This window comes from Meiothermus sp., from assembly GCF_037443965.1.
Classification (GTDB): Bacteria; Deinococcota; Deinococci; order Deinococcales; family Thermaceae; genus Meiothermus.
Genome location: NZ_JBBINI010000025.1, coordinates 46,390 through 59,221, shown reverse-complemented (window position 1 = coordinate 59,221; position 12,832 = coordinate 46,390). Strand labels below are relative to the sequence as shown.

General features: G+C 62.7%; 13 protein-coding genes. 7 read left to right on the top strand and 6 right to left on the bottom strand.

Annotation, left to right across the window (positions count from 1 at the left end; genetic code table 11):
* Window positions 1–180 precede the first annotated feature (180 nt).
* The 6 genes from WKI89_RS13095 to WKI89_RS13070 all read left to right on the top strand — a co-directional run bounded on the left by WKI89_RS13095 (window position 181) and on the right by WKI89_RS13070 (window position 5,874).
* Complete coding sequence (locus tag WKI89_RS13095; RefSeq protein WP_337870307.1) at window positions 181–804, top strand: FmdE family protein; 624 nt, start codon at window positions 181–183, stop codon at window positions 802–804.
* 199 nt (window positions 805–1,003) lie between these two features.
* Window positions 1,004–2,539 (top strand): ABC transporter substrate-binding protein, encoded by a 1,536-nt coding sequence (locus WKI89_RS13090; protein WP_337870306.1) that lies wholly within the window; start codon window positions 1,004–1,006, stop codon window positions 2,537–2,539.
* Between the two features lie 6 nt (window positions 2,540–2,545).
* Complete coding sequence (locus WKI89_RS13085) at window positions 2,546–3,514, top strand: ABC transporter permease (protein WP_337870305.1); 969 nt, start codon at window positions 2,546–2,548, stop codon at window positions 3,512–3,514.
* Window positions 3,511–4,308 (top strand): ABC transporter permease, encoded by a 798-nt coding sequence (locus WKI89_RS13080; protein ID WP_337870303.1) that lies wholly within the window; start codon window positions 3,511–3,513, stop codon window positions 4,306–4,308. The genes WKI89_RS13085 and WKI89_RS13080 overlap by 4 nt, the downstream gene beginning before the upstream one ends.
* Window positions 4,305–5,234 (top strand): ABC transporter ATP-binding protein, encoded by a 930-nt coding sequence (locus WKI89_RS13075; RefSeq protein ID WP_337870302.1) that lies wholly within the window; start codon window positions 4,305–4,307, stop codon window positions 5,232–5,234. Before WKI89_RS13080 ends, WKI89_RS13075 begins: the two co-directional genes overlap by 4 nt.
* Window positions 5,224–5,874 (top strand): dipeptide/oligopeptide/nickel ABC transporter ATP-binding protein, encoded by a 651-nt coding sequence (locus WKI89_RS13070; protein ID WP_337870300.1) that lies wholly within the window; start codon window positions 5,224–5,226, stop codon window positions 5,872–5,874. The genes WKI89_RS13075 and WKI89_RS13070 overlap by 11 nt, the downstream gene beginning before the upstream one ends.
* 11 nt (window positions 5,875–5,885) lie before the next feature.
* Here the strand turns inward: WKI89_RS13070 and WKI89_RS13065 are convergent, their stop codons facing one another.
* Both WKI89_RS13065 and WKI89_RS13060 read right to left on the bottom strand, forming a co-directional pair.
* Window positions 5,886–6,467 (bottom strand): class I SAM-dependent methyltransferase, encoded by a 582-nt coding sequence (locus WKI89_RS13065; protein ID WP_337870298.1) that lies wholly within the window; start codon window positions 6,465–6,467, stop codon window positions 5,886–5,888.
* Window positions 6,464–7,660, bottom strand: coding sequence for an integrase core domain-containing protein (locus WKI89_RS13060; protein WP_337870296.1), 1,197 nt, complete (start codon window positions 7,658–7,660; stop codon window positions 6,464–6,466). The genes WKI89_RS13065 and WKI89_RS13060 overlap by 4 nt, the downstream gene beginning before the upstream one ends.
* Before the next feature lie 290 nt (window positions 7,661–7,950).
* On the opposite strand from WKI89_RS13060, the gene mqnC reads away from it, so the two are divergent.
* The gene (gene mqnC, locus WKI89_RS13055; RefSeq protein ID WP_337870294.1) at window positions 7,951–9,084 is read left to right on the top strand and encodes a cyclic dehypoxanthinyl futalosine synthase; all 1,134 of its coding nucleotides are present in this window, start codon (window positions 7,951–7,953) and stop codon (window positions 9,082–9,084) included.
* On the opposite strand, the gene WKI89_RS13050 is transcribed toward mqnC, so the two are convergent.
* From WKI89_RS13050 to WKI89_RS13035, 4 genes are read right to left on the bottom strand one after another with little or no spacing between them, the layout of a single operon-like run.
* The gene (locus tag WKI89_RS13050; RefSeq protein ID WP_337870292.1) at window positions 9,081–10,268 is read right to left on the bottom strand and encodes an ABC transporter permease; all 1,188 of its coding nucleotides are present in this window, start codon (window positions 10,266–10,268) and stop codon (window positions 9,081–9,083) included. The genes mqnC and WKI89_RS13050 overlap by 4 nt on opposite strands.
* 14 nt (window positions 10,269–10,282) lie before the next feature.
* Window positions 10,283–11,005, bottom strand: a complete 723-nt coding sequence (locus tag WKI89_RS13045; RefSeq protein ID WP_337870290.1) for an ATP-binding cassette domain-containing protein — start codon at window positions 11,003–11,005, stop codon at window positions 10,283–10,285.
* A 36-nt stretch (window positions 11,006–11,041) separates the two neighbouring features.
* Window positions 11,042–11,869: an ABC transporter permease gene (locus WKI89_RS13040; RefSeq protein WP_337870288.1), complete on the bottom strand. Its 828-nt coding sequence runs from the start codon at window positions 11,867–11,869 to the stop codon at window positions 11,042–11,044.
* A gap of 29 nt (window positions 11,870–11,898) precedes the next feature.
* Window positions 11,899–12,711, bottom strand: a complete 813-nt coding sequence (locus tag WKI89_RS13035) for an ABC transporter ATP-binding protein (protein WP_337870285.1) — start codon at window positions 12,709–12,711, stop codon at window positions 11,899–11,901.
* Between the last annotated feature and the right edge of the window lie 121 nt (window positions 12,712–12,832).

Below are 12,832 nucleotides of genomic sequence, written 5' to 3'. Positions count from 1 at the left end.
GGCCCGGTCGTTTGCAGGTTTCCTGGCGCGGGTGAACCTGATTCTGCTGGTGCACAACCTCATCCGCAGCCGTCTTCTGCTCAGGATGGCGGGGGTGGAAGGGTAGACTGCAGGTAGCACACGAAGGCATTTATTTGGCTTAAGCTATCGAAAAAGTTGAAATACCCAGAGGAGGCTGGAATGATTAAGGAAACCCCCGTGATTACCGAGGAAATGGTGCAAGGCGCGGTGGCCTTCCACGGGCATTTGTGTCCAGGACTGGCGATGGGGATTCGTGCGGCGGAGGTCGCGCTGCGCGAGGTGGGGCGGGCCACCGAGGAGTGGGAGGTGGCGGCCCAGGTCGAGACCGATATGTGCGCGGTGGATGCGATTCAGTATCTGGTGGGCTGCACCTTCGGGCGCGGAACCCTGATGCACCTCGACTACGGCAAGAACGCCTACACCTTCACCAGCCGCGCCGATGGCAAAACCGTGCGGATCGTCTCCAAGGCCAGCGCGGGCGGCCCGATGAGCGAGGAACACCAAGCCCTGTGGCAAAAGCTGCGCGACAAAACCCTGACCCCCGAGGACAAGAAGCGCTTCTGGCAGTTGCAAAACGCCAGGGCCAGGGTGATTTTGGATGCGCCCCTCGAGAGCCTCTACGAGTTCACGCAGCCCCCCGCTGTGCCGCCTCGCCGCAACGGCGCACCCCTCTATACCCGCTGCGAGTCCTGCGGTGAGAGCGTAGCCCAAAATAAGACCCGCACGGTGGACGCAAAAACATTGTGCGTGCCTTGTGCCACCAAGGCCGAGCAGGGTGCATAGGTTTGCGGTCATTGGGTTGAGCCACTCTACAAGTCACCTCGATAGCCTGCCCTCTCAGGATAACGCCGGGAGTCGGAGCTTCCTCTTGAGTCACGGCTCACTTTGCGATCGCTTCGCTCTGTAAGGCTCGAGTCGTGCTCAAACCATCAACTCATCTGGAGTATTGGGTATTGGTGTCGAAGGAGGTATAAGCCAGCTTATGCGAAAGTTGTGGTTTTCTTTGTTACTGCTCTGCGGCTCCGCGCTGGCCAGCGGGAGCTACATCCTGGCCCAGTCCGATGTGGGCTCGCCCGCGCCGTTTGCCCCGTTGCGGCAGGCCGGGCCGCACTTCGCGGTCACGTCGTTCGTCTACGACACCCTGCTGTGGCGCGATGCCACCAGGGCCATCCCTTGGCTGGCACAGAGCTGGAGCTGGAATGAGGCCCGCACGGCGCTGACGGTGCGGCTGCGCCCCAGGGTGACCTGGCACGATGGTCAGGCCTTCGACTCAGGCGATGTGAAGTACACCTTCGAGTTGCTGCGTAGCAAGCCCGAGCTGTCCAACCAGGGCGAGTTGGTGAGCACCTACCTGGATCGGGTCGAAACTCCAAATCCCACCACCGCTGTCTTCGTGCTTAAGCGGCCCGTGCTGGATTTCCTCGAGCGGGTGCTGGGCTGGGAGAAGATCGTCCCCGAGCACATTTGGAGCAAGGTCACCGATCAGCTCAACTACCAGGGCGCGGATCGCTTTGTGGGGACGGGGCCGTTCAAGGTGAAGGAGTACCGACCGGGGGAGTACTACCTTTTCGAGGCCAACAACGCCTACTTCGCCGGGAAGCCCCGGGTGGATCAACTGATTCTGCGCCAGGTGTCCAACCCGGTGCTGGCCCTGCGCCAGGGCGAGGTGGACGCTGCGCCGCTCTCGCCCACCCAGGCCAAGGAGTTCGAGGGGCGGGCCGGGTTCGCCCTGACCGGCCCCAACCCCAGCTACTTCTACTCCACGGTGCTGTTCAACACCAACCGCGCCCCCACCAACAGCCGCGAGTTCCGCCAGGCCATCGCCTACGGCATCAACCGCGCCCGCATCATCGAGCAGGGCTTGCAGGGCGATGGCATCCCGGCCAGCACCGGCACCATCCACCCCGAGTCGCCGTGGTTCGGCAACCAGATGCCCGAGTACGCCTACAACCCCGAGACCGCGCTGGCGATGCTGCAAAAACTGGGCTTCCGCCGCCAAGGCGAGGCGCTGCTGGACGCGCAAGGCCGCCAAGCCGAACTACCGATTGTCTGTCGAGGGCAGGAGAACGTGCGTATCTGCCAACTGGTGCAGCAGGACATCAACCGCCTGGGTTTCAAGACCGAGATTCGGGTGCTCGAGACCGGCCCCAACCAGCAGGTGCTCGACCGGGGCGACTTCGTGATCAACGTCAACGGGCACGGCGGCACCTTCAACTTCTTCCCCAACCCCGACTTCCCCGGACGCTACTACAAAAACCCGCGCTACGACGAACTCTATAAACGCTGGAACGAGACCACCTCGGCAGCGGAGCGGCTGCGGGCGGCCCTCGAGCTTCAGCGCCTGCTGGCCGTAGACCTGCCCAAGCTGACCCTCCACCACCCCATAGACCGGGGGGTGTTCCGCGAGAAGGAGGGCATCCGCCTCTTCTGGACCAAGGGCGGCCTGGCGGGGCGCGGCGGCCCCCCGAGCTACTACAACAAGCTGGCTTTTATCGAGGGCGGGCTGGCCTCGAGGTAATCATTCGTGCCCCGACCTGCCCGCACCCTCTCGAGCCTCCTGCTGCAATACCTGGGGCTGGCCCTGCTGGCGTTGACGCTGAACTTTTTTCTGTTGCGGCTGGCACCGGGGAGCCCGTTGCTGGGCCTCGAGCACAGCGAGATCGCCACCGCCCTGAGCGAGGAGCAGAAGCAGCGGCTGCTGACCCAGTACGGCCTCGACCAGTCGCTCCTGGGGCAGTTCTGGCAGTACGCGGGGCGGATGCTGCGGGGGGACTTGGGCACCTCGCTATACTACAACCAGCCCGTCACCCAGGCGGTCTGGCCCTACCTCGAGCGCACCCTGCTGCTGGTGCTGCTGGGTTTCTTGCCCGCGCTGCTGCTGGGGGTGGGGCTGGGGCTGGTCTCGGCACTCAACTACAAGCAAGCCTGGGAGCGCTGGCTGCTGGGCGGGCTGGTGCTGCTGCAAGCCCTGCCACCCTTCCTTATTGCCATCTTGCTACTGATCTTGTTGGCGGTGGTGTGGCCGGTCTTCCCAGTGGTCTCGACCATGCTGCCGGGGCAGGGGCTGGGGGATCGCCTCGAGCGCCTGGCGCTGCCGGTTTTGGCCTACGTGCTGTGGGAGCTGGGGCTGTTCTACCTCTTTGCCAGGGGAGCCTTCCTGAGTGTGCTCGGCAATGACCACATGACCTATGCGCGGGCCAAGGGGCTGCCCGAGCGCATAGTGATTTTTCGCCACCTGCTGCGGGCTGCGCTGCCCCCGCTGGTAGCCCGCACCGCACTGATTTTGAGCGCTTCGTTTGGCGGGGTTTTCTTTATCGAGGCGGTGTTCGGATATCCGGGGCTTTCCACACTCTCTCTAACCGCCATTGCCCGCTTTGACTACCCGCTGATCGAGGGGATTTTCCTGCTGACCCTGGGGACGATTTTGCTCTTCAACCTGCTGGCCGACCTAGTGGTGATGGGCCTCGACCCGCGCACGGCGGAGGGCCGGTGAAAATCGCCGCCGGGTTGTGCGCCCTGGTGCCCCTGGGGCTGGTGCTGCTGGGCTTTGGGCTGCCCAGGGCCGAGGCCATCCATCCACCTTTTGCACCCCCCAGCAACCAGCTATTGTTGGGAGCCGACGACATCGGACAGGACGTACTACGGGTGCTGGCCCACGGGGCGCTGACCACACTGGGGGTGGGGCTGGCAGCGGGGGTGCTGGCCACGCTGCTGGGCCTGCTGGTGGGCGGGGCGGCGGGCTACTGGACGGGCCTCGAGCCCCCTCTGACCCGCCTGACCGACCTGATCCTGGCCTTCCCGCGTCTGCCGCTCCTAATCCTGCTGGCGCTGTACCTCAAGCCCGACCCGCTCAACGCGGTGGTAATTCTGGCCCTGTTCGGCTGGCCCAGCACCGCCCGTACCCTGCGCCCAGCGGTGGCCGGGCTGCGCGAGGCGGGCTACGCGCAGGTGGCCCGCACGCTGGGCGGGAGCGGGCTGTACGTGCTGTTTAGGCACGTGCTGCCGCAGCTCACGCCGCTGGTGATGGTCAACCTGCTCTTGGAAATTCGCTTTGGGCTGGTAGCCCAGACCGGGCTGGCCTTCCTGGGTCTGACCGACCCCAGCGTGCCCAGTTGGGGGCTGATGCTTTTTCAGGCCTTCCAGCAAGACCAGACCTTTACCGCCCACTACTGGGTCTGGACGGTCTTGCCGCCCGCGCTGGCCCTGGCCCTGACCGTGCTGGCCCTCTCGCTGCCCTTGCTGGGCGACGAGCGCCGCCTCGACCCGCGCCTGCGGAGGGACACGTGAGCTTGCAGGCCCACAACCTGACCGTAGCCTTTCCCAGTGCCAGCGGCCCGGTGCGGGTGCTGGAAGACTTTTCTCTGGAACTCGAGCCCGGCCAGACTGTAGCCCTGATCGGCGAATCGGGCGCGGGCAAGTCGGTGTTTATCGAGACGGTGCTGCGGCTGCTGCCGGAGGGCTGCACGGTGAGCGGAAGCGTGATGTACAAGGGACAAAATTTGTTGAGCCTAAGTCCTGCTGCGCTCCGCCCGCTGCTGGGCCAAGAACTGGCCTGGGTGCCGCAGAGCGCGGCGCAGGCGCTGCACCCGATGCTGCCGCTGGGACTGCAACTAACCGAGGCGCTGGTGGCCAGGGGCCTCCCGAAAAAACAGGCCGAGGATCGCGTTCACCGGCTGCTAGAAGCCCTGGACTTGCGCCCTGCAACGACCATCACCAAGCAATACCCATACCAGCTCTCGGGCGGGATGCGCCAGCGGGCGCTGGTGGTGGCGGCCCTTGCCCAGCACCCCAAGGTGTTGCTGGTGGACGAGCCAACCAAGGGCGTGGACACCGAGCGCAAGCAACAGGTTGCCCAACTGCTGCGCCAAGCCCAGCAGCTCCAGCCCGACCTGGCCACGCTGGTGGTGACCCACGACCTCGAGCTGGTTCGCGCCGTGGCGGGCCGGGTGGTGGTGCTCTACGCGGGGCAGGCCGTGGAGAGCTCGAGTGCGCTTGAGTTCTTTGCCGCGCCCCAGCATCCCTTCGCCCAGGCCCTGTTGAGCGCCCTGCCGCAAAACGGCCTGCAAGCCCTGCCCTGGGCCGAGAGCCGCTCGGTGCAGGGCTGCCGCTTCCACACCCGCTGCCCCAAAGCCCTGCCGCGCTGTCAGAGCGAAGAACCGCTGCTCTTAAGCTCCGATGCGGCCCAGGTGAGGTGCTGGCTCTATGCAGATTGAGGCCACGGGGCTGCACAAAAGCTACCGGGGCCGCCGGGTCTTGGGGGACGTGCATCTGCGCCTACAGACCGGGAAAGTGGTCGCGGTCATGGGGCCGTCCGGCTGCGGCAAGACCACCCTTCTGCGGATTTTGCTCGGCCTAATCGAGCCGGATGGCGGGCAGGTTCTGCACCACCAGTCCAAACTCCAGGCCAAGGAGCGCTCGCGTATTTTGGCCTATCTGCCTCAGCACCCCGAGACCGCCTTCAACCCCCGCTGGACGATGCATCGGAGTCTGCACGAGCCATTCCGACTGCTGGACTTGAGGGTCGAGAACCGGGAGCGGCACTTGCTCGAGACCGCCGAGCGGGTCGGCTTCGCCCCGAAGTGGTTTACCCGATACCCACACCAGCTTTCAGGCGGTGAGCTGCAACGCGCCGCGCTGGTGCGGGCGCTGCTTGGCTCGCCCAAATTCCTACTCGCCGACGAACCCACTGCCATGCTCGACCCGCTGCTGGCGGCGGGCGTGATGCGGATGCTGCTGGGCCTGGTGCGCGAACAAGGCTTGGGCCTGCTCTTCACCACCCACGACCTCGAGCTGGCCCGGTTTGCGGCGGACGAAGTGCTACACCTGCGCGAAGGTGTTCTGGTTGCGAACTGATTTTAGAGCCATCAACTATCCGCCTTCTGATAAAACCCATTGACCACCACCCTGGTTCCCCCCTCGTCGGCGGGCGCGGTGACATCGTAGGTGGGTTTGATGGGGGTCAGTCCGTGCAGCAGCATCCAGGCATCGAGTTCGTCCGGTTCCAACAGCAACATCCGCCGCTCACCCCGGAAGCCCATAAACATGTGCGGCTCAACGTTTTGCAAGCCATTCCCGGTTGGGTCCGAGCGGGGGCTGAACTGGGTCATCAGCAGGTGGGCGCCCGGTTTTAGGACTCGAGCGGTCTCCCCGATGGCACGGTTCCACTCGGCGGTACTCTGTGCACCGTGGTAAACGCCAAAACAAATCACTAGATCGAAAAAGTTGGACTGAAAAGCACCGAGATCATCCATCTTCCCTTCCACCACGCGCCGCTCGGCCTCGACCCGGCCTACGAAGGGCTCCACTCGAGAGCGGGTCTTCTCGATCATCGCCCTAGACCCATCGAAGGCGTAGAAATCAAACCCTTCCTTTGCCAGCCATTCGGTGTTGCGCCCACCCGCGCAGCCCAGATCGAGGACTCTGTAGTTTCTGGTTACATCAGTCAATAGCTCCACCATTCGTTTGTCTGGCGGCCTTGAAGCAAACTGTTCAACGATTTCGGGACGTTCCCAAAAAGGAAGTTCTTGACCTTGCATAGATTCAAACAAAAATACCATGCGGCAGTTTGGAGGGGCAAGAGAATGTAATCCGTCAATACATTTGAGACTCTTTGGGGAACCGACGCCTCTTGCATCTTAGCCAAAAACTCCAAAGGTGCAAGGCCACCCAAGGCCATGTGAGGCCTTCTGCGGTTGTAGTGGTCAAGGTAGGCATCGAGTTCCGATTGCAGCTCGCTGATCTGGGTGGGCAGAGACCGGGTATAGAACTCCTCCCTAAAGGTTCGCTGCATCCGCTCCACGTAGCCATTGAGCTTAGGACTCCGGGGTGGCAGCACGAATAGCGCAATGCCCAAACTTTGACAAGCCTCTTCAAACTCGGCCATGAACTCGCTCCCGCCATCCACCTGAACCGCTCGGATGGCAAAAGGGGCCTGGGCCACCAGTCTGCACAGGAATCCCCCCGCCAGGCTTGCCGTAGCCCGGGTATGCACCTCGGCCACCGCAAAGCGGCTGGAGAGGTCGACAGCCGAGAAGTGTTTGACCCCCGCCCCCGGGCTCACCGTGAGGGTGTCCACCTGCACCAGATCCCCCGGTGCTTCGGCCTGGTAGCCTCGGGGTTTCCTCTGGGCGTAGGGTCTATGCGCGCTTGACTTTCCCTTTCCTCCCCTTGCCCTGGCCAGATAGCTGGCCACGCGCTCTACCCGTCCGTTGCCCTCCAGGTAGGCCAGGATGCGGCCCACCGTGCGCTCGCTCACCTCCAGGCCCTGCTTCCTCAGGCTTAGCCAGAGGGGCCATCTCCCCCAGGTGGGGTTCGCTTTTCTCAGGGTTTCTATCCGGCTCAGCAGCGCAGGCGTCCAGTGCACCTTCCTCCGCTGACGCCGGGGGCGACGGGGCTTGGCTTTGAGTCCGGCCAGACCCTTTTCTTGCTGCGCCCCTTCCCAGCGGTAGTAGGTGGCCCGGCTAATCCCGACCAGCTCTTGAACCTCACGCCAGCTCTTTTTGCCCTCACGCAGCGCTTGGACCAGTTTGAGCTTGCGCAGGCGTTCCTGCACCTCCGGGTCGCCTGCCCCGGCTTCGGCCAGCTTCTTCGCTTGTCTAGCCCCTTGCCATATCTCTCGACCAACCGTGGTAAGCTGCATCTGGGGAACCTCCTCTTGCTTGGAGTGGTTCCCCTATTCTCACTTATCCAGTCTCACATGTGTTTGTCCGGGTACAGAGAACACTTCGGCTAAATCTGGTGGTTTTAGCTTGCGATTATCCACATCTTTTCATCTCGATGCACGAGAATAGAAGGTATTGGCAACTCTTCTTAGCTGACCTAAACACAAGTTGTACCACCAACAGTACGTGCGCGATTTGAGGCTATGTACATAGAACAAGGGGTTATTTGTCCTACTTTTTCCAAAAAGCCAGTCGGTAGAATAAGCCCATGGACGTTTTGAGCCGTGCGGCAGCGGGCGAACGACTTTCGGCCGGTCAAATACTCGAGCTCTACCAGCTTCCCCTCCCCGAAGTGGCGGCGGTGGCCCACGAACTGCGGCTCCAGCGCAGCAATCCCCAGGTGGTCACCTACCTGATTGACCGCAACATCAACTACACCAACATCTGCAACGTGGCCTGCAACTTCTGCGCCTTCTACCGCACCAAACGGCAGGGCGATGCCTACGTGCTCTCCTTTGAGGAGATCGGGCACAAGATTGAAGAGCTGATGCAGATTGGCGGGCGGCGCATCCTGATGCAAGGTGGGGTCAACCCCGACCTGCCCTTCGAGTGGTACCTCGAGCTTCTAGGCTACCTCAAGGCACACTACCCCGAGGTGCGCATTGATGCCTTTAGCCCCGAGGAAATTCTGGGCCTGGAGAAGATCACCGGGCGCGACTGCCGCGAACTGCTGACTGCCCTCAAGGAAGCCGGCCTGGATGGACTACCCGGCGCTGGCGGCGAAATTCTGGTGGACGATGTGCGGGCCAAAGCGGCTCCAGCCCGCATTAAGAGCCGTGACTGGTTCCGCATCCTCGACACCGCCCAGAGCCTGGGACTCTACACCATTGCCACCATGGTGATTGGCTTTGGCGAGACCTACGAACAGCGCATTGCCCACCTGCTCCAGATTCGCGAGCAGCAGGAAAAGGCCCTGCGCGAGTACGGGCGGGGCTTTGCGGCTTTTGCCATGTGGACGCTGCAAACCGAGCACACCCGCCTCAAGGGCAAAGCGCCGGGGGCCACCGCGCACGAGTACCTGCAGCAGCTTGCTATCGCCCGCATCGCCCTGGACAATATTCCCAACCTACAAGCCAGTTGGCCCAGCATGGGCTTCAAGATAGCCCAGGCCGCGCTGTACTACGGGGCCAACGACTTCGGGTCCACCATGCTGGAAGAAAACGTGGTCAGTGTGGCTGCTGGACACAACCGCACCCACGCCACCGTGCGGCAAATCGTGCGCCACATCGCCGACGCAGGCTTTACCCCGGCTGAGCGCGACCCCTACTACAACATCAAGCAGTACCCCGATGTGCAGGCCATCCTAAACGAGAAGCCGCCGGTGGCCCTGCCGTTGGCTTAGTTTCTGAAGACCACGTCTTCCCGCTGGAAATTGCGGTAGGCCAGGTAGAGGGCCAACCCCGCATAGGCCAGGGTAGAGGCCCAGGTGGTAACCAGTTGGGTCGCGGTGGCTGCACCTTTGACAATCGCATCCAGCGCCAGCATCACGTTCACAAAGGGCAGAGCAAAATACCAGTCTTGCAGTTTAAGAAAATCCGAGAACTGAAGAAACAGGATAGGAATAATCATCACTAGCATTAAGGGGCTCATATAACTCTGGGCCTCCTTGAAGCTCCGGGCGTACAGGCCCAGGGAAATCATGATGGCGATGATGAGCAGGGCGAACAATACCGCAGTAACGAGGATTGCCAGATAACCCAGCGGGTCAAGGGCCAGGGCACCTCCTAGCTGGGCCTGGTTCTCTCCGTTCTGCACGGCCTGAAGCTGGGCGGCAAAAAGGTTGCGGAACACCCCGCCACCCAGCAAGAGTCCGGCCACGGCAGCAAAGGTCGAGAGCAGCGACATCACAAACACCGCCAGCCCTTTGCCCAGCAGAACCTGGATGAGCGGGACGGGGGCCGCCATGAGGGCCTCGAGGGTCCCCTTCTCCTTCTCCCCTGCCGTGGCATCCACCGCTACCGGCATGCCGCCCATTTGAATGAACAAAACCAAAAAGTACGGAATCAGAAAGGCAAACAGGCCGGCGGCCCGCTCCTGCTCGCGCGAGGCGTCTTTGGTCTCGATGCTGAAAGGCTCCAGGATATCGGTGCCAATCCCTCTTGCCCGCAGTTGTTCGGCCACCACCTGGTCTTTGTAGGCCCGCAGCGCAGCCTGCGCTTTCTCCACCACCAGCGCGCTCTGGGTGGCCCCACCCGAGAGTCGGCCATAGATAATGTAGCGCCCGTTTTGGAAGACCAGAGCCGCCTGCACCTCGCGGTTCTGCACGGCCTCCTGGGGGTTGGCTACCTCGATGGGCTCAACCTTGGCTTTTCGGAGTTCCTCCAGCACCACCGCCGGAACCCCCATCACCCCCACCTTCTGCACCGACTCCTGGGTCTGTCGGGCCGCGTTGGCGAATAGAAGAATCGGCCCGAACATCACCAGCGGCATGATCAGGATGGGCAGAATCAGGGTGGTAAAAAGCACCCGGCGCTCGCGCACCACGCTAAGCAGCTCTTTACGGGCGATGATCAGAATTTCGTTCATGGGGCACCCAACCTTTAGGCGGCCTGTTCCAGACGGCGGATGAAGGCCCGCTCGAGGTTGCCCGAACCGAGCTCGAGGGCCTCCTGCAGGCTGCCCTCAAAGACCAGCAGGCCCTGGTTGATAAAGCCCACCCGGTCGCAGACCTCCTCGGCCTCGCTCATCACATGGGTAGAGTAGACGAGGGTCTTACCCAGCCCGGCGTACTGCTTGACAAAGTCTAGCAAGGCCCGGCGGGCGAACACATCCAGGCCGGCGGTGGCTTCGTCCAGCAGCAAGACCTGGGGCTGGTGCAGGATGGCCCGCGCGATGACAATTTTCTGCTGCATACCGGTGGACATCTGCCTGACCTGCTTGGAAAGCACAGAGGGCTCGATGTGCAAAAGCTCGGCGGCCCAGGCGATGCGCTCCTTGAGTCTGGGCCCCCACAGGTCGTAGAAGCTCCCGAAGAAGTCCAGCACCTCGTAGCCGGTGAGCTTGTCGTAGACCTTCATGCCACCGTTGACAATGCCCAGGTTACGGCGCGCCTCCAGGGTTTGCCGTAGTACATCAAAACCCGCCACTTTAGCGCTGCCCCCGGTGGGCTTGAGCAGGGTGGCCAGCATCCGCAGGGTGGTGGTTTTGCCGGCCCCGTTGGGGCCCAGCAGGCCGTACACCTCGCCCGGCTGCACCCTGAACGAGATGCCTCTGACCGCTTGCGTCTTCTGGTAGCTTTTTTGTAGGTTGACCACCTCAATCATGTGACCTCCTAAACTAAGCGGGGGGCATCCCGCCCGCTAGCCCGTCCGCTTGAGCTTGCCGGTGCGCTTGGCCCACATCTCGGCGGTGTGGAAAACCCACAGGCCCAGCGGAATCAGCACCACCCCCATCAGCAACAGGATACCCAGCTCGGGCAGCACCGAGGAGAGCGGCGCACCCACCAGTTTGTCGGGTGTGGAGTCGGGGTGGTTGATGCCCATGAGTTTGCGACAGGCCTCGAGGGCATAGGTGGCCGGGCTCAGGTAGGCCAGGGGCTGCACCCAGGAAGGCAGCACGCTAACAGGATAGTAGATGCCCGAGACCAGAAGCAGAATGCCCTGGAAGATGTTGGTGGCCTGGGCCCCGTTTTCCGGCGACATCACCGGCAGAATGGCGGCCATCAAGCCCAGCCCCATGAAGGCCAGGCTGGCCACCAGCAAGACCACCAAAACCCCCAGCAGGTTGGCCCCGTTCACCGAGACCTGGATAAAAAGCACCAACCCCACCAGGATCACGATGGTACGGATCACGCTGAAAATGACCGCAAAAAGCGAGACCCCCGAGAGGTGGATGAGCCTCGAGACCGGGGCCATAAAGGTGTACTCGAGCGTCCCCTCCCAGCGCTCGTAGGAGATGGAGTTGGCGATCTCGTTGTACATGGCCGATAAAAACGACCACAAGAGCACGCCCAGCAACAGCGTGAGGGTCAGGCGGAAGTCGTCCTGGGCCTTGCCAATCAGGGCAATGGTGGCCGAGTTGACGATGGCGTAAAACACGAACACCACCACCCAGCTCATATAGCGCCGGGTCAGGTGCCAGTCGCGGAAGACAAAGGCCCACATGGGGCGGATATAACGTTCAAACATAGCGTTCCCTTAGGTTCTGCGAACAACGGTTAGCTTTCGGCCTCTTCCTCATCGAAGGCCTCGCCGGTGAGGGCGATGAAGGCCTCTTCCAGGCTCTCGGTTCCGGCTTTTTGCTTGAGTTCGTCGGCGGTGCCCTCGGCCACCAGGCGGCCATGGGCCAGGAAGCCGATGCGGTGCGAGAGGCGCTCGGCCTCGGCCATGTCGTGGGTGGTGAGCAGGATGGTGGTGCCTTCGCGGGCCCGCAGGTCTTCCAGGAAGGCCTGCACGTCGCGGCGGCTTTTGGGGTCGAGGCCGGTGGTGGGCTCGTCCAGTAGCAGGAGCGGCGGGTTGATGAGGAGGGCCCGGGCAATGGCAATCTTCTGCTGCATGCCCCGGCTCATCTCCTCGATGGGGTCGCCAAAGCGGCGTGACTCCAGGCCCAGTTGCTCCAGGATCTGCATGGCTCGCTTTTCGGCCTGGCGGGGCTCGAGGCCGTAGAGCTGCGCGGCGTAGAGCAGGTTCTCTCGCGGCGAGAGCTTCTTGTAGAAGGCCGCATCCACGCTCACCCGGCCCATCTTGCGCCGCAGTTCGCGCTCACCTTCGGGCAGGGTGTGGCCCAGCATTCGCACCGTGCCGCCATCGGGGGTGAGCAGGGTGGACAAAATGCGAATCAGGGTGGACTTGCCCGAGCCGTTGGGGCCCAGCAGACCGTAGGTCTCCCCTTCGTGCACCTGAAAAGACACCCCCTTGAGGGCCCATTCCTCCCTGAGGGGCGCACGAAGCCCGTCGCGCTTGCGGAAGACTTTTTTGAGATCGGAGACCTCGATGGCGAGTTGGGTTTTGGTGGGCTCGAGGGTTAGCATAGTGGATCCTGTCTTGAATCAGTCGGGGGACTTGGGAACTTGAGGCAGTTGGTTCTGGGTAAAGGCATCCTGGCACTCCAAACAAACCGGCGGCCCGAAGGCCGCCGAGGAACGCAAATAG

Bases quoted from the DNA above. Each gene is read 5' to 3' on its own strand.
- WKI89_RS13060 (WP_337870296.1), bottom strand. From the start codon at position 7,660: ATGCAGCTTACCACGGTTGGTCGAGAGATATGGCAAGGGGCTAGACAA.
- WKI89_RS13045 (WP_337870290.1), bottom strand. From the start codon at position 11,005: ATGATTGAGGTGGTCAACCTACAAAAAAGCTACCAGAAGACGCAAGCG.
- WKI89_RS13070 (WP_337870300.1), top strand. From the start codon at position 5,224: ATGCAGATTGAGGCCACGGGGCTGCACAAAAGCTACCGGGGCCGCCGG.
- WKI89_RS13090 (WP_337870306.1), top strand. From the start codon at position 1,004: ATGCGAAAGTTGTGGTTTTCTTTGTTACTGCTCTGCGGCTCCGCGCTG.
- WKI89_RS13095 (WP_337870307.1), top strand. From the start codon at position 181: ATGATTAAGGAAACCCCCGTGATTACCGAGGAAATGGTGCAAGGCGCG.
- WKI89_RS13050 (WP_337870292.1), bottom strand. From the start codon at position 10,268: ATGAACGAAATTCTGATCATCGCCCGTAAAGAGCTGCTTAGCGTGGTG.
- WKI89_RS13040 (WP_337870288.1), bottom strand. From the start codon at position 11,869: ATGTTTGAACGTTATATCCGCCCCATGTGGGCCTTTGTCTTCCGCGAC.
- WKI89_RS13035 (WP_337870285.1), bottom strand. From the start codon at position 12,711: ATGCTAACCCTCGAGCCCACCAAAACCCAACTCGCCATCGAGGTCTCC.
- mqnC (WP_337870294.1), top strand. From the start codon at position 7,951: ATGGACGTTTTGAGCCGTGCGGCAGCGGGCGAACGACTTTCGGCCGGT.